24 protein-coding genes and 1 other RNA gene are annotated in these 22071 nt (G+C 65.5%); 8 read left to right on the top strand and 17 right to left on the bottom strand.

Features of this window, described 5'->3' with window-relative positions; all coding sequences use genetic code 11:
- Positions 1-2: 2 nt before the first annotated feature.
- The 6 genes from F8237_RS12555 to F8237_RS12530 form a co-directional block, all read right to left on the bottom strand.
- Entirely contained in the window at positions 3-422 is a 420-nt protein-coding gene (locus F8237_RS12555; RefSeq protein WP_162006015.1) for an HIT domain-containing protein, read from the bottom strand.
- Between the two features lie 281 nt (positions 423-703).
- A complete protein-coding gene (locus tag F8237_RS12550) occupies positions 704-1831 on the bottom strand; it encodes a muconate cycloisomerase family protein (RefSeq protein ID WP_151645066.1) in 1128 nt (375 codons plus the stop codon).
- Positions 1828-2583, bottom strand: coding sequence for an SDR family NAD(P)-dependent oxidoreductase (locus F8237_RS12545; protein WP_151645064.1), 756 nt, complete (start codon positions 2581-2583; stop codon positions 1828-1830). Before F8237_RS12545 ends, F8237_RS12550 begins: the two co-directional genes overlap by 4 nt.
- Positions 2583-3377 carry an amino acid ABC transporter ATP-binding protein gene (locus F8237_RS12540; protein ID WP_151645062.1) on the bottom strand — a complete coding sequence of 265 codons (795 nt, stop codon included), beginning with the start codon at positions 3375-3377 and terminating at the stop codon, positions 2583-2585. The genes F8237_RS12545 and F8237_RS12540 overlap by 1 nt, the downstream gene beginning before the upstream one ends.
- Positions 3374-4036, bottom strand: a complete 663-nt coding sequence (locus F8237_RS12535; RefSeq protein ID WP_151645060.1) for an amino acid ABC transporter permease — start codon at positions 4034-4036, stop codon at positions 3374-3376. The genes F8237_RS12540 and F8237_RS12535 overlap by 4 nt, the downstream gene beginning before the upstream one ends.
- 185 nt (positions 4037-4221) lie before the next feature.
- Positions 4222-5076, bottom strand: a complete 855-nt coding sequence (locus F8237_RS12530; RefSeq protein ID WP_151645058.1) for a transporter substrate-binding domain-containing protein — start codon at positions 5074-5076, stop codon at positions 4222-4224.
- Between the two features lie 183 nt (positions 5077-5259).
- Here F8237_RS12530 and ffs point away from each other — a divergent pair.
- From ffs to F8237_RS12505, 5 genes are all read left to right on the top strand, one after another.
- Positions 5260-5356: signal recognition particle sRNA small type (gene ffs / locus F8237_RS12525), an RNA gene on the top strand.
- Between the two features lie 95 nt (positions 5357-5451).
- The gene (locus F8237_RS12520) at positions 5452-7269 is read left to right on the top strand and encodes a DNA polymerase III subunit gamma/tau (protein WP_151645056.1); all 1818 of its coding nucleotides are present in this window, start codon (positions 5452-5454) and stop codon (positions 7267-7269) included.
- A gap of 24 nt (positions 7270-7293) precedes the next feature.
- Positions 7294-7623, top strand: a complete 330-nt coding sequence (locus F8237_RS12515; RefSeq protein WP_151645054.1) for a YbaB/EbfC family nucleoid-associated protein — start codon at positions 7294-7296, stop codon at positions 7621-7623.
- 1 nt (position 7624) lies between these two features.
- Positions 7625-8227: a recombination mediator RecR gene (gene recR, locus F8237_RS12510; protein WP_015689077.1), complete on the top strand. Its 603-nt coding sequence runs from the start codon at positions 7625-7627 to the stop codon at positions 8225-8227.
- 26 nt (positions 8228-8253) lie between these two features.
- Positions 8254-8691: a hypothetical protein gene (locus F8237_RS12505; RefSeq protein ID WP_151645052.1), complete on the top strand. Its 438-nt coding sequence runs from the start codon at positions 8254-8256 to the stop codon at positions 8689-8691.
- A gap of 121 nt (positions 8692-8812) precedes the next feature.
- Here the strand turns inward: F8237_RS12505 and F8237_RS12500 are convergent, their stop codons facing one another.
- The 3 genes from F8237_RS12500 to F8237_RS12490 all read right to left on the bottom strand — a co-directional run bounded on the left by F8237_RS12500 (position 8813) and on the right by F8237_RS12490 (position 11902).
- Complete coding sequence (locus F8237_RS12500) at positions 8813-10177, bottom strand: AmpG family muropeptide MFS transporter (protein WP_151645050.1); 1365 nt, start codon at positions 10175-10177, stop codon at positions 8813-8815.
- Positions 10178-10338: 161 nt separating this feature from the next.
- Positions 10339-10641, bottom strand: coding sequence for a GIY-YIG nuclease family protein (locus F8237_RS12495; RefSeq protein ID WP_151645048.1), 303 nt, complete (start codon positions 10639-10641; stop codon positions 10339-10341).
- Positions 10642-10702: 61 nt separating this feature from the next.
- A complete protein-coding gene (locus tag F8237_RS12490) occupies positions 10703-11902 on the bottom strand; it encodes a DNA recombination protein RmuC (protein WP_162006014.1) in 1200 nt (399 codons plus the stop codon).
- A gap of 173 nt (positions 11903-12075) precedes the next feature.
- Here F8237_RS12490 and def point away from each other — a divergent pair, with 173 nt between their 5' ends.
- From def to truA, 3 genes are all read left to right on the top strand, one after another.
- On the top strand, positions 12076-12600 hold the full coding sequence (gene def / locus F8237_RS12485; protein WP_151645044.1) for a peptide deformylase: 525 nt from the start codon (positions 12076-12078) through the stop codon (positions 12598-12600).
- A gap of 140 nt (positions 12601-12740) precedes the next feature.
- Complete coding sequence (fmt, locus tag F8237_RS12480) at positions 12741-13676, top strand: methionyl-tRNA formyltransferase (protein WP_151645042.1); 936 nt, start codon at positions 12741-12743, stop codon at positions 13674-13676.
- 121 nt (positions 13677-13797) lie between these two features.
- Positions 13798-14535 (top strand): tRNA pseudouridine(38-40) synthase TruA, encoded by a 738-nt coding sequence (gene truA / locus F8237_RS12475; RefSeq protein ID WP_151645040.1) that lies wholly within the window; start codon positions 13798-13800, stop codon positions 14533-14535.
- A gap of 175 nt (positions 14536-14710) precedes the next feature.
- Here the strand turns inward: truA and dapE are convergent, their stop codons facing one another.
- The 8 genes from dapE to yihA all read right to left on the bottom strand — a co-directional run bounded on the left by dapE (position 14711) and on the right by yihA (position 21895).
- Positions 14711-15877, bottom strand: a complete 1167-nt coding sequence (dapE, locus tag F8237_RS12470) for a succinyl-diaminopimelate desuccinylase (protein WP_151645038.1) — start codon at positions 15875-15877, stop codon at positions 14711-14713.
- On the bottom strand, positions 15874-16524 hold the full coding sequence (locus F8237_RS12465; RefSeq protein WP_151645036.1) for a DUF805 domain-containing protein: 651 nt from the start codon (positions 16522-16524) through the stop codon (positions 15874-15876). The genes dapE and F8237_RS12465 overlap by 4 nt, the downstream gene beginning before the upstream one ends.
- 239 nt (positions 16525-16763) lie before the next feature.
- Complete coding sequence (dapD, locus tag F8237_RS12455) at positions 16764-17609, bottom strand: 2,3,4,5-tetrahydropyridine-2,6-dicarboxylate N-succinyltransferase (RefSeq protein ID WP_151645034.1); 846 nt, start codon at positions 17607-17609, stop codon at positions 16764-16766.
- A 188-nt stretch (positions 17610-17797) separates the two neighbouring features.
- A complete protein-coding gene (locus F8237_RS12450; protein WP_151645032.1) occupies positions 17798-18493 on the bottom strand; it encodes a pyrimidine 5'-nucleotidase in 696 nt (231 codons plus the stop codon).
- An 84-nt stretch (positions 18494-18577) separates the two neighbouring features.
- The gene (locus tag F8237_RS12445; protein ID WP_151645030.1) at positions 18578-19564 is read right to left on the bottom strand and encodes a DUF1036 domain-containing protein; all 987 of its coding nucleotides are present in this window, start codon (positions 19562-19564) and stop codon (positions 18578-18580) included.
- 182 nt (positions 19565-19746) lie between these two features.
- Complete coding sequence (argB, locus tag F8237_RS12435) at positions 19747-20634, bottom strand: acetylglutamate kinase (RefSeq protein WP_015689065.1); 888 nt, start codon at positions 20632-20634, stop codon at positions 19747-19749.
- 248 nt (positions 20635-20882) lie between these two features.
- Positions 20883-21242: a DUF423 domain-containing protein gene (locus tag F8237_RS12430; protein WP_162006013.1), complete on the bottom strand. Its 360-nt coding sequence runs from the start codon at positions 21240-21242 to the stop codon at positions 20883-20885.
- Entirely contained in the window at positions 21242-21895 is a 654-nt protein-coding gene (gene yihA / locus F8237_RS12425; RefSeq protein ID WP_151645024.1) for a ribosome biogenesis GTP-binding protein YihA/YsxC, read from the bottom strand. Before yihA ends, F8237_RS12430 begins: the two co-directional genes overlap by 1 nt.
- Positions 21896-22071: the final 176 nt, after the last annotated feature.

Below are 22071 nucleotides of genomic sequence, written 5' to 3'. Positions count from 1 at the left end.
TTTCAACCCAACCAGATTTTCTTGCGAAGCGCGCTGATGAAATTCTGCACTTCGGTGGCATCATGCGCCAAAGGCTGCATCACGCCCCAGACCGGTCGCGGCCAGGCGGCGTCACCGGTGCGGCGCGCGATGATGTGAACGTGAAGCTGCGGCACGAGGTTGCCGAGCGCCGCGATGTTCAGCTTGTCGCATTGGGTGATCTCCTTCAACGCGCGCGAGACGCGGGAAATCTCCGTCATCAGCTGCGCCTGCTGGACCTCGTCGAGATCGATGATCTCGACCGCATCGGCGCGCCGCGGCACCAGTAGCAGCCAGGGATAATGCGCGTCCTTGATGACCAGCACCTTCGACAGCGGCAAATCGCCGATGTCGATGGTGTCCTCTTTCAGGCGGGAGTGCAGCGACCAGGCGGGTTCGGACATATGTGTTTCCGGATGGCCCGATGGGGTCGGGCTTGTTTGGTCCGACCATACGATACGGAGTCTGATTGGGGAAGGTTGGCAGCTGCATACGCGGTCGTCGTCCCGGACAAGCGCAGCGAAGCGGAGCGCAGATCCGGGATCCATAGCCCCAGGGAGAGGTTATTGCGCGAGCTGGTAACTCCGAAACTTCGCCAAACTCGATCCTGTGGTTATGGGTCCCGGGTTCGCGCTTTGCGCGCCCCGGGACGACGACCGAGTTGGTGGCAGTGCGGGCGGCTGCCTTACGCCTCCGCCAGCACCCGCGCATTGGCGCGGATCGAGGCTTCGCTGACACGGATGCCGAGGCCGGGCCCGTCCGGCACCACGACATGACCGCCGCGGTTGGCGATTCTCTCTTCCAGTACGTCCTCGGTCAGCACGTGATGCGGCATGTAGAACTCGCAGCCGAGTGAGATGCCCGGCGTGGCCGCGATCAGCTGCGTGCCTGCGGCCAGCCCAATGCCACCCTCCCACAGCGTGCCGCCATAGCCGGGCAGGCCGGCAATGTCGGCGATCGCCATGATCGCCTGGGCCTCGAACAGGCCGCCGGCCTTCATCAGCTTGATCGAGACGGCATCGGCCGCCTCGCGGCGCACCACCTCCATCATGTCGCGGCGATCGAAGCAGCTTTCGTCGGCGAGCACGGGCGTTTCCAGCGCCGCGGTGAGCTGCGCCATCACGTCGAGATATTTGCGCGGCACCGGCTGCTCGATGAAAGTCGGCGCGAACTGCTCGACGTCGCGCAGGATCTTGATGGCACCGAACGGCGCCAAGGCCTGGTTGTAGTCGACACGCAGATCGACCTTGTCGCCGAACTCGTTGCGGATCGCCTCGAGATGGTCGAGGTCCTCGCGATGCGGCTTCACGCCGGTCTTGACCTTGTAGATCAAATTGCCGTCCGGAACCATTTTCCGCATGCGCTCGAAATCGGCCGCGAAATCGGGATCGGCGATCGAGAAGGAGAGGGGAATGGTGTCGCGCACCCGGCCGCCGAGCAGGTCGGCTACCGATAGTCCCGACGATTTTCCGACGATGTCGAGCAGCGCCATCTCGATCGCGACTTTCGCCTCGGCATGCCCGACCAGCGCGCGGTCGAGCTCGGCCATCAGCGCGCGGATGCGGCGTACCGGCTTGCCGAGCACGATTGGCCTTAAATAAATGTCGAGCGCGGAGAACGCCGCTTCCGGCGTTCCCGTGAACACCTCCCACGGTGCGGCCTCGCCCCAGCCGACCACGCCGTCGCTCGCGGTGAGCTCGAGCAGGACACGTTTCACCGTGCCCTTGACGTTGCCGACGCCCTGCAGGCGGGCCATCTTGATCGGGCTTTCGATAAGGAACAGCCTGAGACGTTCAACGGTCGCTTCGGTCATGTCAGGCCTCCATTGACGTGCCAGACCTGGCCGGTGACGTAGGATGCTTTGGGCGATGCGAGGAAGGCGATGATCTCGGCCACCTCGTCCGGCCGCCCGCGGCGGCCCATCGGGATCAGCGCCTCGGTCGCGGCGATCTGCTCGGGTGATAGCCGGCTTTCGCTCGGCTTGTCCTTGACGATGAGGCCCGGCGCAACCGCGTTGACGGTGATGCCGTCCTTGGCAAGCTCGACCGCGGTGAGGCGCACCAAAGCTTCGAGCGCAGAGCGGCTCGCGGCGGTCGCGGCAAAGGGCGCGAATTCGGGCCGGATAGCGTGCGCGACGAACGACGACACCGCAACGATCCGCGCGTCGCTTCCGGCGCGCAGCAGCGGCATTGCGGCATCGACGAGCCGCGTGAAGGCCAGCGCGGACTCGTCCATCGCCTGGCGGAACTGATCTGCCGGCGTGCCGATCGCGCTGCCGCGGCGGGCATGGCCGCCGACCAGAATCAATCCATCGAGCCGGCCGAAGGCGCGTTGTGTTGCCGCGATGGCATCGGTGACCGCGGTCTCCTCGGCGAGATCGCCGAGGCATTTGGCGATGACGGCGCCCTTCGCCTCGGCGTCGGCCGCAGTGGCGTCGAGGCCGGCCGCGTTCGAGCGGGTGTGCAGCAGCAGCGCGGTGCCGGGCGCGGCGAGCAGCTTTGCGGTGGCGCGGCCGATGCCGCTGGCGGCACCGGTCACGAGATAGGCACGGTTGATATCAGGCATCAATTTGCTGCGTTGGCCGGCGGCAAGGCGCCGGTGCGGTGGAAATGGCTGAGGAAGGCGCGCGTGGCGGCTGCCTGCGGATTGTCGATCACCTGCCGCGCCGGGCCTTCCTCGACGACGATGCCGTCGCGCATGAAGATGAGGCGGTCGGCAACCTCGCGGGCAAAGGCGATCTCATGAGTCACGATCACCATCGTCATGCCCTCGGAGGCCAGTTGCTGGATCACGGCAAGCACCTCGCCGACGAGTTCGGGATCGAGTGCCGAGGTCGCCTCGTCGAACAGCATGACGTCGGGCTCCATCGCCAGCGCGCGTGCGATCGCGACGCGCTGCTTCTGGCCGCCGGACAACGTCGCCGGATATTGGTCGGCCTTCTCGGCGAGGCCGACCTTGGCGAGCTGCGCCCGCGCCAGCTTCTCTGCGTCCGCCTTGGCCATGCGGCGTACCGTGACCGGTCCCTCCATCACGTTCTGGAGTGTCGTCATGTGCGGGAACAGATTGAAATGCTGGAACACCATGCCGGTGGTGGCGCGGAATTTGGGCAGCGTCCTCACGTTCGGCAGCGTCGAACCGTCGCCGAACGCAAAGCGCGTGTCGCCGACGCGGACGCTGCCGCCGTCCGGCACGACCAGCAGATTGATGCAGCGGAGCAGCGTCGATTTGCCCGAGCCTGACGGCCCGATCAGCGCGACCACGCCGCCCTTGGCGACGTCGAGACTGATGTTCTTCAGGACTTCGTTGCTGCCAAAGCTCTTGCGAAGGCTGCGGATCTCGATTTTCGAAATGTCGCTCATTCGCTGACCGCCAGTCGCTTCTCGCCGCGGCGGACGATGATGGTGAGCGGGATCAGGATCGCCGCATAGGCGACCGCGACCGCGGTGTAGGTCTCCAGCGGCCGGTAGCTGTCATGGGCAGCGACCTGGCTCTGGTAGACGAGGTCTGGCACCGCCAGCACCGAGACCAGCGAGGTGTTCTTGAACTGGATAATCGACTGGTTCATCAGCGCCGGGATCATGCGCTTGATCGCCTGCGGCAGCACGATGCGCCGCATGCTCTGGCCGGGCGTCATGCCGAGCGCGGCGCCGGCTTCCGACTGGCCCTTGTCGATCGAGATGATGCCGCCGCGGATGATCTCCGAATAGAACGAGCCGCCGTAAAGCGACAGCGCCAGCGCCGAGGCCGTGATCGGCGTCATCTCGACGCCGGCCAGGATCGGCAGCGCGTAATAGAACCAGATCAGTTGCACCAGGATCGGCGTGCAGCGGAACGCCTCGATGAAGGTCAACGCGAGCGCGCGCACCGCCTTGAAGCGCGACAGGCTGCCGAACGCCCCGAACAGGCCGAACACCAGCCCGAGCACGACGATGACCACGGTGAAGCCGACGGTGACGCCAAGCCCGTTGAGAAAGAGCCAGCGATAGCTCCAGAGGATGCCGAAGTCCCACTGATACATGCGTGCCTAACTCGTACCCGATGTCAGTTCAGAAACTCGCCGTCATGCCCGGGCGTAGCCGTCCGAAGGACGGCGTCGCTTCCGCTCGCCTATGTCCCCGGCATCCACGCACTTACTCGCTCGTGGCGGCCAGAACGTGGATGGCCGGGACAAGCCCGGCCATGACGGTGCGGATGCATCACAGCTTACAGCGAAACGCCCGGCGGAATGTCCGCCTCGGTCACGCCGACCAGCTCCATGTTGGTGATGATGGCGTTGCGGATGAATCCGAGGCCCTTGTTGAAGTCGATCCAGGTGTTGACGTAGTCGCGGAAAGTCTTGTCGTTCTCGCGGCGGAAGCCGGCATTCGACGTGGTCGCGAAGATCGGCGTTGGCAGCACGAACTGGCCGAGCGAGGGATTCTTCTTCAAAACGGTCAGCGACAGCATGGTGATCAGGCACTGCGCGTCGACGCGGCCGGTCTGCAGCGCGGCGGTGGCGTCGTCCGCGGTCTTTAGACGCGAGATCTGCGCCTTCGGCGTCAGGCGGCTGACGACCTGGTCGTGGGACGAGCCCTGGTCGACGGCGATCTTGACGTCGGGCGAGTTCAGCTCGGTCCAGCTCTTCGGCTTGAAGTCCTTCTTGCAGAGAATGCCGAAGGCGTTGTTGAAGACCGGCACCGAGAAATCCACCACCAGCGCGCGCTTCGGGGTCGGGTTGAGGCCGAAGAAGATGTCGATCTTGTTGGACTGCAGATCCAGCACCGAATTACCCCAGGTGGTCTCGGTGATGTCGAGCTCGGCCTCCATGTCGTCGGCGAGCGCCTTGGCGATGTCGACGTAGAAGCCCTTCCACTGGCCGCTCGAAAGGTCCTTCATGTAATAGGGCGCGCCGCCGCCGACCGCGCCGATCCGCATCTTCTTGGTGCGGCGGATGCGGGCGAAGGTCGATTCGTTGGGATCGGCCGCCTGGGCCACGGCCGGCGAGGCCAGCGCGCTCGCGGTCACCGCGCCAATGGCGCCAAGTCCGACAATCGATGCAACATCACGACGTGTAACCATTGGGATCAATCGCTTTTCTGGTTGGATGGAGTTCCGGCAGCGTTCATACCAAGGCGGCCCTATCAGCGAAAGCACAGCCTATCGGCTGGGCAGAACCGGAATTGCCCGGATGCTGGGCAAGATCAAGCGGTTCAAGCCGATCCCCGCTTGCTTTCCCGCCCTTTTGGCCCCAAATAGGGACTGGGAGATTGGCGGTGGACGAGCCACTCGCCAACCGGGTCAGGTCCGGAAGGAAGCAGCCCTAACGAGGTCCGGATCGGGTCGCTCGTCAGTCTCCTACTTGTTTTTCCGAGCGAATTGCGCCGGCGGCCAAAGCCGCCAGCGCGCTCCTTTCCGCAAGAGCCGGCGAGAGACACTTCCATTGCGGATCGACCGATGACCGACGCTGGCGCCCCTTCCAATCCTGACCGCGCCAGCCAGGCTGGCACGCCGTATCGGGTGCTGGCGCGCAAATATCGCCCGTCCTCTTTTGACGATTTGATAGGCCAGGAGGCCGTGGTCCGCACCGTCTCCAATGCGTTCGAGACCGGGCGCATTCCGCAGGCCTGGATCCTCACCGGCGTCCGCGGCGTCGGCAAGACCACCACCGCGCGCATCCTCGCCCGTGCGCTCAACTACGAGATGCCGGACGGCTCGGTGAAGGGCCCCACCATCCACATGCCGACGCTGGGCGTGCATTGCCAGGCGATCATGGAAAGCCGGCACATGGACGTGCTGGAGATGGACGCGGCCTCGCACACCGGCGTCGACGACGTCCGCCAGATCAATGACAGCGTGCGTTACGCGCCGGCCAGCGCCCGCTACAAGGTCTACATCATCGACGAAGTCCACATGCTGTCGACGGCGGCGTTCAACGCCTTCCTGAAGACGCTGGAGGAACCGCCGGAGCACGCCAAGTTCGTGTTCGCGACGACCGAGATCCGGAAGGTTCCGGTCACGGTGCTGTCGCGCTGCCAGCGATTCGATCTGCGCCGCGTCGAGGCCGACGTGCTGATGAAGCACCTCGCCAACATCGCCGCCAAGGAAAACGTCGAGATCGAGCCGGAAGCGCTCGGCATCATCGCGCGCGCCGCCGAAGGCTCCGTGCGCGACTCGCTGTCGCTGCTCGACCAGGCGATCGCACATGCGGCGGGGGCCGTGAAGGCCGACGCCGTCCGGCAGATGCTGGGGCTCGCGGATCGCACCCGCGTCATCGACCTGTTCGATTCGCTGGCGCGCGGCGATATCGCGTCCGCGTTCAAGGAGTTCCGCGACCAGTACGATGTCGGCGCCGATCCGATCGTCGTGCTGTCCGACCTTGCCGAATTCGTCAATTTCGTCACCCGCGTGAAGATCGTGCCGGCGACCGCCGACAACGTCGCCTATGGCGAGACCGAACGGGTCCGCGCACGGGATTTTGCCTCGAAAATCTCGATGCGCGTGCTGTCGCGGATGTGGCAGATGCTGCTCAAGGGCATCACCGAAGTGCAGGCCGCGACGCGCCCCGCGGCGGCCGCCGAGATGGTGCTGGTCCGCATCGCCTATGTCGCCGATCTGCCGACGCCGGATGAAGCCCTCAAGATGCTGGAGCAGAACGGCGGCGGCTCGCCGGTCGTGGGCGGCGGCAGTGCCGCGCGCGGCGCGCCGTCGGCGCCCGTTGCGTCCGCGGCGCCGGTTCGCATGCCGACCTCATCGCCGTCTTCGTTCGGCGGCGGCGGCGCCCGGCCGCAGATGGCGGCGCCCGCGCCGGATCCGCAAGCCGCAGCGCCCGTGCTCCGCGTCACGAGCTTTACCCAGCTGGTCGCGCTCGCCGGGCAGAAGCGCGACCTCATGACCAAGGCCGCGCTCGAATCCGACATGCGCCTCGTTCGTTTCGAGGAGGGCCGGCTGGAAGTCGCGCTCGAGCCCAACGCGTCCAAGACCATGATCACCGAGCTCGCGCGCAAGTTCGAGCTGTGGACCGGCCGGCGCTGGACCGTGATCGTCTCCAACGAGCAAGGCCAGCCGACATTGCGATCGGTGAACCAGGCCGCCAAGCAGGAACATGCACGCACGGCGGAGGCCGATCCGCGCGTGCAGGAGGTGCTGTCGCGCTTCCCCGGTGCGAAGGTCGTCGAGGTCCGCAGGCTTGCCCCGGAGACGCCGGAATCCAATATTAACGCCGACTATGGCAGTGACGATCCGCCCGACGGTTCCGACGGCGACGATCTCTGAGCCGATTTTCCAAGGACAGCACCGATGGTCGATATTTTCGGCATGATGAAGCAAGCGCAGCAGCTGCAATCCAAGATGCAGGAGATGCAGGACGCGCTCGCCAACGTGGAAGTCGAAGGCATCTCCGGCGGCGGTCTCGTCGCCGTGCGCATGACCGCGAAGATGGACGTGAAGGGCATCAAGATCGATCCCTCGCTGATGAAGGCGGAGGAGCGCGAGGTGCTGGAAGACCTGCTCGTCACCGCGCTCGGCGATGCCCGCCGCAAGGCGGAGACGGCGGTGCAGGAGAAGATGCAGTCGCTCACCGGCGGGCTCGGCCTGCCGCCGGGACTGTCGGGGCTGTTCGGCCAGTAATATGGGCGCTGTTGCGGGTCCCGAAATCGAGCGGCTGGTCCAGCTTCTCGCACGGCTGCCGGGCCTCGGCCCGCGCTCCGCGCGGCGTGCGGCGCTGCATCTGATCAAGAAGCGCGAAGCGCTGATGATGCCGCTGACCTCGGCCCTGCAGGTCGCGCTCGACAAGGTCCAGGTCTGCAAGACCTGCGGCAACATCGACACGCAGAATCCCTGCACGGTCTGCACCGATCCGCGGCGCGATCCCGCCATCATCGTCGTCGTCGCCGACGTCGCCGATCTCTGGGCGCTGGAGCGGGCCAATGCGACCCAGGGTCGCTACCACGTGCTGGGCGCGACCTTGTCTCCGCTCGACGGCGTCGGTCCGCAGGACCTCACCATCGACGCGCTGGTCGCGCGTGCGCATGCGGCCGAGGTGCACGAAATCATCCTGGCGCTGAATGCCACGGTCGACGGCCAGACCACGGCGCACTACATCACCGACCTGCTTCAGGACGCCAACGTAAAAGTAACCCGGCTGGCGCACGGTGTGCCGGTCGGTGGCGAGCTTGATTATCTCGACGAAGGTACGCTATCGGCCGCGATGCGGCAGCGAACCCTGTTCTAGCCATCCAGACCTACGGAACGGACGACATGACGAAACGATTCGCCACACAATTGGCTTTGGTCGCGACGATGACGATGCTGGTGACCCCGGTGTTCGCCGCGCAGCAGGACGACGGGGCGCCGCCGCCGTCGAAGCCCGGCAAGCCGATCAACGCCGGCGAGGTGCTCTCGGGCGCGTTGAATGCGATGAAGGTGCGCGACGTCAAGAATGCCGGCAAGCGGATTGCAATGTACCAGATCACCTCCGAGCCGCGCCGCCTGCCGGCGCCGAACGGGCTGTGCAATCTCGAGACCGGTCCCGAAACCTTCCAGCTTGTTCCGAGCGGCGATGCCCAGGCCGCGCAGCTGAAGATGTTCACCGGCAAGGAAATCTCGATCAAGGTCGACGAGGTCGCCTGCGCCAGCGACCCCGGCCAGATGAGCGAAGCCGTGGTCACGAAGTGGAGTTTGATCAAGAAGCAGTAGGGGCGGGCATCCGATCGAGATGCCGTAGGGTGGGCAAAGCGAAGCGTGCCCACCACCTCCCTCGACGTCTTCGCGATGGTGGGCACGGCGCAAGCGCGCCTTTGCCCACCCTACCAGACCGTCACACCGTCACCGGCCCCAGTGCCTCAAAATGCCTGCGCTTCTGCAGCCATGTCAGCAGGAACAGGCTCGGGATCGCCACCAGCACGCAGATCACGAAGAACAGCGGCCAGCCGGTCGCCTTGGCGACATAGCCGGCCACCGACGACAGATACGTCCGCCCCACGGCCGCGAGCGCGGTGAGCAGCGCGTATTGCGTCGCCGTGTGCAGCGGGTTCTGGCATAGCGCGGAGAGGTAGGCGACGAAGATCACCGTGCCAATGGCGCTGGTGAAGTTTTCGCAAGTGATGGCGAAGGCGAGCGCCCACTGGCTGGTGCCGACGTATGCAAGCCAGGAGAACGACAGGTTCGCGAGGGCCTGTACCACGCCGCCGATCCACAGGCACGTCGCCAGCGGGTAGCGCCGGGCAAGGAAGCCGCCGGCGAAGCCGCCGATCAGCGTCGCGGCGAGGCCGACACCCTTCACGATCGCCGCATAGTCGTTGCGGGAGAAGCCGAGGTCGATCACGAACGGCGCGGTCATGGTGCCGGAGAAGGCGTCGGTGAACTTGAACAGCACGACGAAGGCGAGCGCTGCGAGCGCGTCCTTGCGTGACAGAAACTCCGAGAAGGCGCCGATCGCGGCATGCAGCACGCGCGCGAACGCCGTCTCGGTTTGCGTCGCCGCCTCGGCCCGCGCCGATTGCTCGGGCTCGGTCGCGGCCAGCGCGGTGACCGTGCCGATCAGCACCATCGCCGCCATCACCACATAGCCCCACATCCAGGCCGATGTGCGCGGGATGCCGGTGCCCTCGAAGCCCGAGACGATGAACAGCGCGCCCGCGGTCGAGACCAGCATGCCGATGCGATAGGCCGCGACGTAGGATGCCATGCCGGCGGCCTGCTCGCTCTCCGGCAGGCTCTCGACGCGGAAGGCGTCGACGACGATGTCCTGCGTCGAGGATGTGGTGGCCACAAGCAGCGCGCCGAGCGCGACGTAGAACGGCGAGCGCGCGGGATCGGTCAGCGCCAGCAGCAGGATCGCGATGATCAGCAGCAGCTGCGAGAACAGCAGCCAGCCGCGCCGCCGCCCGAACGCCCGCGTGAACAGCGGCACATGCAGCGCATCCACCAGCGGCGCCCACAAAAATTTCAGCGTGTAGGGTGTGCCGACGAGGGCAAACAGCCCGATGGTCCCCAGATCGACCCCGGCCTCGCGCATCCACACCAGCAGCGTCGAGCCGGACAGCGCCAGCGGCAGCCCCGAGGAGAAGCCGAGGAACAGCACGATCAGCACCCGCGGCTGCAGATACACGGCAAGGCTGTCGCGCCAGGACGTGGCGGGCGTGTCGGTGATGGCAGGGGAGGTCGCGTCGGGTGCGGTCATGGGGAGGTGTTAGCAGATTCTGGGGGGCGCAAGGGAGGTGCCGCGGCTTTCTTCGCTGTCATCGTCCGCGAAGGCGGACGATCCAGTAACCACCAGCGTCTCGGTTCAATCATGACCGCTGCGGCATACTGGATGCCCCGCCTTCGCGGGGCATGACGGTGTTACGGAGGTCCGGCTATCCCAGGATACAGGTCGTCCCAGTTTGGATTGTCCTTCTCAATCAAACGGACCTTCCACGCCCTGTTCCACTTCTTGACGCGCTTCTCCCGCTTGATCGCGTTCTCCGGGTCGTCGAACTGCTCGAAGTAGACCAGTCTCGCGACGTCATACTTCTCAGTAAAGCTCTCGATGACTTTCGACTTGTGCTCAGCCACGCGGCGGATGATGTCATTTGTCACGCCGATGTAGAGCGTACCACCAATCCTGCTGGCGAGAATGTACACGTAGTAGCAGCGTGCGCCCATTTGCCGTCTCTGGGATACTGGGTCGCCCGGTCAAGCCGGGCGATGACAGTGTGCCCGAAATCTACTCCCCCGCCTGGAGCTTCCTCGGAAACAGCTCCGGCGCACCGGTCGCCACCAGATGCGAGCCTTCCGGAGCGTCGGTCTTGCTGAAATCGAGCTCCTCGATTCGTCCCGCCCGTTTCTCGATCTTGTCGGCGGAGATCAAGACCTGGCGCACGTCCTCGTTGGCGTCAGCAAAATGCTTCTGCAATTTCAGCACGCGGTCGCGCAGGCGTCCCAGATCGTCGCCGAGCTTGATCACCTCGGTGCGGATCTGGTCGGCGGCGTCGCGCATGCGCGCGTCCTTCATGATCTGCTGCATCACCTGGATCGCCAGCATCAGCAGCGAGGGCGACACCAGCACGACGCGGGCGCGGTAGGCCTTCTGGATGATGTCGTCGAAGCCGTCATGGATCTCGGCGTAGACCGATTCCGACGGAACGAACATCAGCGCCATCTCCTGGGTCTCGCCGGCGACGAGATATTTTTCGGCGATGTCGCTGACATGCTTCATCACGTCGCCGCGCAGCCGCTGCGTGGCGATGCGCTTCTCCTCGTCGGTGCGGGCGTCGTGCAGCGCGGTCATCGCTTCCAGCGGGAATTTGGCGTCGATGCAGAGCGGGCGCTGGTCGGGCAGGAACACGACGCAGTCCGGCCGCTTTCCCGTCGAGAGTGTGAACTGGAATTCGTAGGCGCCCTTCGGCAAGCCGTCCTGGACGATCGCCTCCATTCGCGCCTGGCCGAAGGCACCGCGCGACTGCTTGTTGGCGAGCACGTCGCGCAAGGTCGTCACCTGCGTGGTGAGGTCGGTGAGGTTCTTGTGCGCGTTGTCGATGATGCCGAGCCGCTCGTGCAGCGCGCGCAGGCTCTCCATGGTGTTGCGGGTGGTGCTCTCCATGGATTGGCCGACACGATGTGTCACCGAATCCAGCCGCTCGTTGACCGCCCGCGCCATGTCGGCCTGGCGGCCGGCCAGCGCCTGGCTCATGGCATCGACGCGGCCCGAGGCCTCGCTCTGGGCATGCAGGACCTGGCTCAGGCGCTCCTCGAGCTCGTCGGCCCGGATGGCATGCGCCATCGCGAGTTCCGCGCCGCGCCGTCCCGAGCGCGCGATCACGACGGCGATCGCCACCAGCAGGATGAGGACAAGGGCGCCGAAGCCGATCAGCGCATCGACGGCACGCACCGGCCAGTCGCCAGCCACGAAAATGATCTCGTTCATGCCTGTCCTTCTAGCCGATTCGGCGGGTCGCACGAACGAATAGCGAACATTTCGGGGTAAATGCCCCGTTAATTTTCATGGTTAACGAAACCTGAAGTTTTATGGTTAGCGGAGGGTTAACGAGGTTCCCCAGCCGCATTGACCGCATCCGGCGCGCGGCTTAAATCGCCGCCATGGCCCTTAGAGAAATCATCATCCTGCCCGACAAGCAGTTGCGTCTGGTCTCCAAGCCGATCGAGAAGGTCACGGCCGAGATCCGCAAGCTTGCCGACGACATGTTCGAGACCATGTACGACGCGCCCGGCATCGGGCTGGCGGCGATCCAGATCGCGCAGCCTTTGCGGCTGATCACCATGGACCTCGCCAAGCGCGACGAGAACGGCGAGACCAAGCCGGAGCCGCGCGTCTTCATCAATCCGGAGGTCATCGCCTCGTCCGAGGAACTCTCGGTCTACGAGGAAGGCTGCCTGTCGATCCCCGAATATTACGAGGAGGTCGAACGGCCCGCGAAGGTGCGCGTGCGTTTCACCGATCTCGACGGCAAGGTGCACGAGGAGGATGCCGAAGGCCTCTGTGCCACCTGCATCCAGCACGAGATCGACCATCTCAACGGGGTCTTGTTCGTCGACTATCTGTCGAAGCTCAAGCGCGACCGCGTCATCAAGAAGTTCGAGAAAGCCGCTAAGCGCGCGGAGTGAGCAGGGTTCGGCTCTCTCACTCGTCATGGCCGTGCTTGACCCGGTCATCCACGCCTTGCTTGCTTTGTCGCCAAGACCGTGGATGCCCGGGACAAGCCCGGGCATGACGGAGAACCAGAACTCTCACTGAACGCAGCTCCATGCCTCTCCGCCTCATCTTCATGGGCACGCCCGATTTCTCCGTGCCGACGCTGCTCGAACTGGTCGGGCACGGCCACGAGATCGTGGCTGTGTATACCCGCGCGCCGAAGCCGGGCGGACGGCGTGGCCTGCAATTGCAGCCGACCCCCGTTGAACAAGCTGCGCGAAGACTCGGCATCCCCGTGCTGACGCCGAAGACGCTGAAGACGCCGGAAGCGCTCGACGAATTCAGAGCCTTCGATGCCGATGCGGCCGTCGTCGTCGCCTATGGCATGATCCTGCCGCAAGCGATCCTCGATGCGCCAAAACTCGGCTGCTACAATCTGCACGCCTCGCTGCTGCCGCGCTGGCGCGGTGCCGCGCCCATCAACCGCGCCATCATGGCCGGCGACGCCGAGAGCGGCGTAATGGTGATGAAGATGGATGTCGGACTCGACACCGGCGACGTCGCCATGGCCGAACGCCTTGCCATCACCGACAGCATGACCGCGGCCGATCTGCATGATCGCCTCTCGCGCCTCGGCGCCGATCTGATGGTGCGGGCGATGGCCGCGCTCGCACGCGGCGGCCTCCAGCTCAGGAAGCAGAGCGAAGACGGCGTCACCTATGCCGCCAAGATCGACAAGGCCGAAGCGCGGATCGACTGGACCAGGCCGGCGCACGCCGTGCTGCGCCACATCCACGGCCTGTCGCCGTTTCCCGGCGCCTGGGCCGAGCTCGCGGGCGTCAGCGAGAACGCGCGTATCAAGATCCTGCGCTGCGAGTTGGCGAAAGGTTCGGGCGCGCCCGGCGATGTGCTCGACGACCAGCTCGCCATCGCCTGCGGCGAGGGTGCGATTCGCATCCTCGAACTCCAACGCGAGGGCAAGGCGCGGATGCAGGCCACAGACTTCCTGCGCGGCGTGCCGCTGAACGCAGGCGCCAAATTCAACTGACACTGTCATACCCCGCGAAGGCGGGGTATCCAGTACGCTGAGGCTTCTCGGCCGAATAGAGGTGTCTCGGAGTACTGGATCGCCCGGTCAAGCCGGGCGATGACAGCGGAACTGGACACTGATGCCCCGCTACAAGCTCACCATCGAATATGACGGCGCGCCGTTCTTCGGCTGGCAGGTGCAGGACACGCTGCCGTCGGTGCAGGGCGCGCTGGAGGCGGCGGTGAAGGCGATGACCGGTGCGGATCTGCGCGTGCACGGTGCCGGCCGCACCGATGCCGGCGTGCATGCGCGCGGCCAGGTCGCGCATGTCGACATCGAGAAGCAGTTTCCGCCCGGCCGTTTTCGCGATGGTCTCAACGCCCATCTGCGCCCGCATCCGATCGCGGTGCTGGAGGCCGAGATCGTGCCTGACAGCTTCGAGGCGCGCTTCTCGGCCATCAAGCGCCACTACCGCTACCGCATCGTCAACACCCGCGCCAATCTCGCGCTCGACATCGGCCACGCCTGGCGCGTGCCGCGCAAGCTCGATACCGACGCGATGCATGCGGCGGCACAACGCCTGCTCGGCAGGCACGATTTCACGACCTTTCGCGATACCGAGTGCCAGGCCAAATCGCCGGAGAAGACGCTCGACCAGCTCGACGTGCTGCGCGACGGGCGCGAGATCACCATCATCACCTCGGCGCGGTCGTTCCTGCACAGCCAGGTGCGCTCGATGGTGGGATCGCTGGTGTGGGTCGGCGAGGGACGCTGGACCGCGGACGATCTCTCCGCAGCACTGGCAGCCCGCAACCGCGCCGCCTGCGGCATCGTCGCTCCGCCGGACGGGCTGTACCTGGTGCAGGTGGATTATTAGAGGGGCCGAGGGGCTGAGAGCGCGTGCTCTGGCCGCACCCACCGCTGTCATGCTCCGGCTTGACCGGGGCATCCAGTACGCCGCGGGCTCTCGGCTCAATCACTGCCGTCTCTGGAATACTGGATCGCCCGATCAAGTCGGGCGATGACAGCTGTGTTTGTGGCGGCAGTCGCGCCTACCCAAAATACCGCGTCAGTATCCCGCAATACACCTGCGTCAGCTTCTCCAGATCCTTCACCGGCACGCGCTCGTCGACCTGGTGCATGGTCTGCCCCACCAGGCCGAACTCGATCACCGGGCAATAGCTGGAGATGAAGCGCGCGTCCGAGGTGCCGCCCGAGGTCGACAGCTCCGGCTTGCGGCCCGTCACCTCCTCGATCGCGGAGACCGCGAGTTCGGTGAACGGGCCGGGCTTGGTCACGAACACGTTGGAGTTCGACGGCTCCCAGACGATGCGGGCGCGGATGCGGTTGCCGCAGGCTTTCGTCAGCCGCGTCTCGACCAGCTCGCGCAGGCTCGCCTGGGTGTGGTTGTCGTTGTAGCGGATGTTGAACTTGGCGCGGGCCTCGCCGGGGATGACGTTGTTGGCCTTGTTGCCGACGTCGACCGAGGTGAATTCGAGATTCGAGGCCTGGAACTGCGCGCTGCCATGGTCGAGCGGCTCGTCGCTGATGGCAACGATCAGGCGCGAGATATCCGGCACCGGATTGGAAGCGCGGTGCGGATAGGCGACATGGCCCTGCACGCCGTCGACGACGAGCGTGCCGGATTGCGAACCACGGCGGCCGACCTTGATGGTGTCGCCGAGCGTCTCGACATTGGAGGGCTCGCCGAGCACGCAATGATCGAATTTTTCCCCGCGCTCCGCGGCCCATTTCAGCAGCTTGATGGTGCCGTTGATGGAGACGTCTTCCTCGTCACCGGTGATCAGGAACGAGATCGATCCTTTTCCGTCGGCGCGCGGCTTGCCATCGTTCGCGGCAAGATGCTCCAGCACCGCGGCGACCGAGCAGGCGATGCCGCCCTTCATGTCGACCGCGCCGCGGCCGTGCAGAAAGCCGTCCTTCACCTCGCCGGAGAATGCGCCGACGCTCCAGGCGCTCTCGTCGCCGGGTGGCACCACGTCGGTGTGGCCGGCAAAGGTGATGTGCGGGGCTTCAGTGCCGATCCGCGCATAGAGATTGTCGACATCGGCGGTGCCGGGCTCGGAGAACGTCACGCGGTGACACGTGAAACCGGCGGCGGTCAGTGCGTGTTCAAGCACCCCCAGCGCGCCGGCGTCGGCCGGGGTTACCGAGGGGCAGCGGATGAGATCGCGGGCAATCGAAAGAGCATCGGTCATGCGCCCCGCTTAACATGCATGCCGCCGGGTGGGCTAGCGCTGGGCGGCACGAATTCGAGCTCGCTTTGCTGGTCCCAGCTTTTTGCAGAGGACGAGGCAGATGCGGAGCCGTCCGCGACGTCGGCGAGCGGATCGGCGCCGAACCGGTTGTGGCCCGAGGTGCCCGGTACGATGAACATTTCGACGAGGCCCCACAGCCACAGCGCGTGGACGGCCCAGTCGAACGGAGCAAACCAGCTGGAGTCGGGCAGCAGGTCCCGGAAATGAAACAGCAGTCTTGGGGCGAAGAAGAAAGGGACGATCCACCAGCCGCTGCGGTCGCGATCGTGCAGCCGCTTGATCGCTGTCGCGAGGTAGATCCAGAAGAACAGCGACGTGCCGAGGACCTTCAGCATCAAGGTCGGGCGGTCGGCGGACGGCAGCAGCGGATAGGCGCGGGGGTCGACCGCCCGGAAGAGGTCGTCGAGCCCGAAATCGAAGTCGAACTCCAGGGAATATCTGAAAGATGTCTGGCCGTTCGCGACGTGGATCGCCTGATCGATCATCCCGAGCAGGGTCGCCAGCAGCGCGACGATCAGCAGCGCCTGCCACAGCAAGGCGCGGTTGATACGGCCGTCGAAGCAGAAGAGATACCAGGTCCAGTCCATGCGAACGGCTCCGGGCGGGTGGCCGCCCGGGAATTGGTCGCGATGGAGGGAGGGTGGGTTCGACGCGCTGTCAAATCCGTCATCCTGAGGCGCGAGCCGCGCGGCGTTTCACGCCGTGCGGGGAGCCTCGAAGGATGCACGGCCGAGATATGGCGACAGCCGGGCCGTCGCCCTTCGAGGGCCGCCGAAGAGGCGGCCACCTCAGGGTGACGGTGAGGGAATGGCGCTTGCTGCGCCGATCAATCCCGCAGCAGCTCGTTGATGCTGGTCTTCGCGCGCGTGCGCTCGTCGACGCGCTTGACGATGACGGCGCAGGCCAGACTCGGGCCGGGCTGGCCGTTCTTCATGGGCTTGCCGGGCAGCGCGCCGGGCACCACCACCGAATATTCAGGCACTTCGCCCATGAAGATCTCGCCGGTCTCGCGGTCGACGATCTTGGTCGAGGCGCCCAGGAACACGCCCATGGACAGCACCGCCCCCTTGCGCACGATCACGCCTTCGGCGACCTCGGAGCGCGCGCCGATGAAGCAATCGTCCTCGATGATGACGGGCTCGGCCTGCAACGGCTCGAGCACGCCGCCGATGCCGACGCCGCCCGAAATGTGCACGCGCTTGCCGATCTGCGCGCAGGAGCCGACGGTCGCCCAGGTGTCGACCATGGTGCTCTCATCGACATAGGCGCCGAGATTGACGAAGGACGGCATCAGCACGACGTTCTTGGCGATGAAGGCCGAGCGGCGCACGATCGAACCAGGCACCGCGCGGAAGCCGGCATCGCGAAACCGGTTCTCGCCCCAGCCTTCGAACTTCGAGGGCACCTTGTCCCACCAGGTCGCCTTGCCGGATCCGCCGGGAATGACGCCCATGTCGTTGAGGCGGAAGGACAGCAGCACGGCCTTCTTCAGCCATTGATTGACCTTCCACTTGCCGTCGGCTCCGCGCTCGGCGACGCGCGCCTCGCCCTTGTCCAGAATTTCCAGCGCCTGGTCCACGGCCTCGCGCACCTCGCCCTTGGTCGTGGTCGAAATGCCGTCACGCGCGTCGAAGGCGCTGTTGAGGGTGGATTCGAGGGCTTGGAGGGACATCGGGATTTCCTCTTGGGAAGGCTGGATTTGCAAAGGATTTGGTGGCTTTTTCGGGATTTGGCGGGGGAGAGTCAAGCTTGGTTCGGTGTCATCACCCGCGAAAGCGGGTGATCCAGTACGCCGCGGCGGCTGCGATGAATCGAGATGGCGGTGACTACTGGATACCCCGCCTTCGCGGGGTATGACCGCTATCTGGGGTAGGATAACCCCGCCAAAAACCCCGTCAGATCATCCGTGACGTGGTCGACATGGGCCGCATCGCGGCCCTCCAGTTCCCAGTCCTCGCGCACCACGTCCTTGGTGCCGTCAGGCACCACCAGCACCGTGGTCATGCCGAGCTCGTGCGGGACGGTGAGGTTGCGGGCAAGGTCCTCGAACATGGCGGCGCGGGCCGGATCGACCGCATGGTCGTCGAGGAATTTCCGGTAGGTCTGCGGCGCCGGCTTCGGCTCGAAGCCGGCGGCGATGATGTCGAACACGCCGTCGAAATGCGAGGCCAGACCGAGCCGCGCCAGCACCGCGTCGACATGGTCGACCGAGCCGTTGGTCAGGATCAGCTTCCGTCCTGATAATTTTGCGATGGCTTCGCCGAGCGCCGGGTTCGGCTCCAGCGGCGAGTGGTCGATCTTGTGGACGTAGGCGAGGTAGTCGTCGGCGCGCACGCCGTGGAGGGTCATCATGCCGCGCATGGTGGTGCCGAAGCGCTTGTAATAGTCCTTCTGGATATTGCGCGCTTCCTCTCGGCTCACGTTCAGCCAGTTGCACACGAACTCCCCGATCCGCGCGTCGACCTGCTGCCACAGATTGACGTGATGCGGGTAGAGCGTGTTGTCGAGGTCGAACACCCAGGTGTCGACGTGGCTGAAGGCGCGGGGGGATTTCATGTCAAATGTCTCTAACCGTTGGGTGCACGTGCAGCCTCATTCTCCGCTGTATGTGGCGCGAGCGCTCTCATCACACCAACACCATCACGGCATCGCAAACCGCAGTGTCTTGCCGCCGCTCGACATATCCACCGCGCCAAATCCCGTCGCCGCGAATCCGCGCGCGCCGCAATCGGTCTGCTCGTTGGTCTCGAACTTGGTCTCGCGGGTGCAGAGCTGCCTGTCGCCGCCCCAGTTCAGCGGCCTGTCCTTCAGCTTGATGACGCGGTTGTCGGCGTCGATGGCTTCGGCGAAGCTGAAGATCTGTTTCGGTTGGCCGGTTACGTCGGGGTGCAGGCAGGCCTTGGGATCGATGCGATACCAGCCGCGGCTGGTCACGGACTTGCCGTCGTCGGTGGCGATCGCCGCCATCACCTTGTGCGGCGTGTCGTTGCACCAGGTCAGGCCGCTCGCGGACGGGGTCTGCGTCGCATCGACCATGGTCTTGAAGAAATTTTGCGACGATACCGCGTCGGACGGCAGCCCGCGGCTCTTCAGGAAAGCGGCCAGCGCGGCTTGCGTCTTTGGTCCGTCGACGCCGTCGATCGCGCCGACGTCGTAGCCGATGATCACCAGCAGCCGCTGGATGCCGGCAAGGCGCGCCTGCTCGTCGTCATATTCGGAATCCTCGGCGAGATACGTCACCAGATTGCCGTCGTCGCCCTGCGTCGGCGTCACTTGCGTGAAGGCGGCCTGGGTCTGGCCGCTGCGGCATTGCCGCGCGGCGGCGATGACGAAATTGTCCTGTGCCACGCACAGCGTGTCGCTGCCGCTCTGCGGGATCGGCGAGGCGCCATAGACGCCGAGCGCGCGGGCGTTGAGCAGGATGCGGTCGGCGGAGAGCGTGCCCTGCACCACCACGCGGCAGGTGGCGGGATCGATCCTGAACCAGCCCCGCGTCGCGGTCGCCGCCTTGTCGTCGATTCCGATTGCGGCCTCGACGACATAGGACATGCGGTTGCAGATTTTCAGGTCGGCAAGCGCGGGGGCGGCGGAAAACAGAAATGAGACGGCCGCCGCCGGCAGCGTCATCAGGAAGCGGGTGAGGGTGGAGCGACGGCGGGGCCGCGTTCTCCGCTCGTCATGCCCGGGCAAAAGCGCGGAGCGCGTCTCGGCAGACAAGTCCCGGGCATCCACGTTCTTCGTGCGGGTCGAAAGATCGTGGATGGCCGGGACAAGCCCGGCCATGACGGCTTTCTTTGTCCGCTCGCTCATCACTTGTGTATCAGCGTTCCCGTACCCGTGTTGGTGAAGAGCTCGAGCAGCACCGCGTGCTGCATCTTGCCGTCGATGATGACGACGCCCTCCACGCCCTGTTCGAGCGCGTAGATGCAGGTCTCGACCTTCGGGATCATGCCACCGGAAATGGTGCCGTCGGCGATCAGCTTGCGGGCGTCCTTCACCGAGAGCTGCGGGATCAGCTTCTTCGACTTGTCGAGCACGCCCGGTACGTCGGTGAGCAGCAGCAGACGCTTGGCCTTCAGCGCGCCTGCCACCGCACCGGCAAAGGTGTCGGCGTTGACGTTCAGCGTCTGGCCTTCCTTGGAAGTCGCGAGCGGCGCCAGCACCGGGATCAGCTCATAGCCGATCAGCTGGTTGAGCAGCGTGAGGTCGACCTTCTCGGGGTCGCCGACGAAGCCGAGATCGACCGCCTTCTCGATGTGCGAGTCCGGATCGATGATGGTGCGCGTCGTCTTCGACGCCTTCACCATGTTGGCGTCCTTGCCCGACAGGCCCACGGCCTTGCCGCCGGCTTCGTTGATGTAGCCGACGATCTGCTTGTTGACCGAACCGGCCAGCACCATCTCGACGATCTCGATGGTCGCGGCGTCGGTGATGCGCAAGCCCGCCGCGAATTCCGAGACGATGCCGAGGCGCTTGAGCATGGTCGCGATCTGCGGCCCGCCGCCATGCACCACCACCGGATTGATCGCGGTCTGCTCCAGCAGCACGATGTCGCGGGCGAAGTTCTTCGCGGTCTCCTCGTCGCCCATGGCATGGCCGCCATATTTGATGACGATGGTTTCTTCGTCATACTGCTGCATGTGCGGCAGCGCTTCGGACAGGATACGGGCCTGGTCGAGCGGGGAGATGTCGGTCATGTCGCGGATCTCGCTGGCGGGACTGTCGGGCCGCGTTCTATCCGATTGGCGGGGGCAGCGCAAAGTGGTGTTGCTCTTACTCTCCCCTGGAGGGGGAGGGTCGATCGCGCATAGCGCGAGCGGGGTGGGGTGATCTCTCCACTCGGGCAGCGCTTCCGTGGAGAGACTGTCACCCCATCCCGTCTCACATTTCGCTGCGCTCAATGTGAGCCGACCCTCCCCCTCCAGGGTAGGGTAAGACGGCGCGCCTACTTCCTCGCCACCACCGCCGCCAGCGTCACCGCCAGCCAACTCGCTATCATCACCGTTCCGCCGGTCGGCGCCGCATAGGGAAACAGCGAATGGCCGGCATATTGCCGCAAAGTGAGGTCGCCCGCGAACAGCACAGCGCCGATCACGAAGCCGAACGCGGCAATGAGGCCAATTCCGCCGTGCAGAAGTCCGCGCGCGAGCAGCGCCACCGCGGCGAGGATGGCGGTTGCATGAAACAGCAGCATGGCGCTGGCCGAGGCGAGGCGGGTGGCATCGGCGCCGTGGGCGGAGGCGGCGGCCAGCGCGACGCCGGCGGCGCCCATCAAACCGGCAAGCCCAATCAGCAGGCGCGCCATCACGAGCTCCGCTCCTCCAGCAGCTTGGCGATCGCCGCGCGCAGTTCGGCCATGCCGGTCGAGCTGCGTGACGAGGTCGCAAGCACGTTCGGGAACGCGGCCGGATGCTTGGCCAGCGCGGCCTCGGTCTCGGCGATGCAGATCTGAAGCTCGGAGGCCTTCACCTGGTCGGCCTTGGTCAGCACGATCTGGTAGCTGACGGCGGAGCGGTCGAGCGTCCCGAGGATTTCGAGATCGACATCCTTCAGCCCGTGCCGTGCGTCGATCAGCACGTAGACGCGCGCGAGGCTGGCGCGTCCCAGCAGGAATTTGTGGATCAGCTCGGTCCAGGACGCGACCTGGCTCTTGGGCGCCTTGGCGTAGCCATAGCCGGGCATGTCGACGAGGCGCAGGTCTTTCTTCCCGGGGACCTCGAAGAAGATCAGCTCCTGGGTGCGGCCCGGCGTATGCGAGGTGCGCGCAAGCGCGTTGCGCCCCGTCAGCGCGTTGATCAGGCTGGACTTGCCGACATTGGAGCGGCCGGCAAAGGCGATCTCCAGGCCGTCCATCGGCGGCAGCGTCTGGATCGAGGGCGAGGCCCAGATGAACTGCCAGTCGCGGGTGAACAGCTTTCGCCCGGCCTCGATCAGCTTCGCATCTTTGTCGTCGGTCACGTCGTTCATCCGACCACTCTATCCTCTCGTCATGGCCGGGCTTGTCCCGGCCATCCACGTCTGTCGATGCGGCACCCTCCAAAACGTGGATGCCCGGGCCTTCGCCTCGCCGAAGCGGCTACGGCCGCGCAGGCGGGACGAGCCCGGGCATGACGATGTGGAGGCATTTGCGCCCA

This window comes from Bradyrhizobium betae (genome assembly GCF_008932115.1).
Lineage (GTDB): Bacteria > Pseudomonadota > Alphaproteobacteria > Rhizobiales > Xanthobacteraceae > Bradyrhizobium > Bradyrhizobium betae.
The sequence above is the reverse complement of the archived record's forward strand: the minus strand, read 5'-3'. Positions and strand labels throughout refer to the sequence as shown.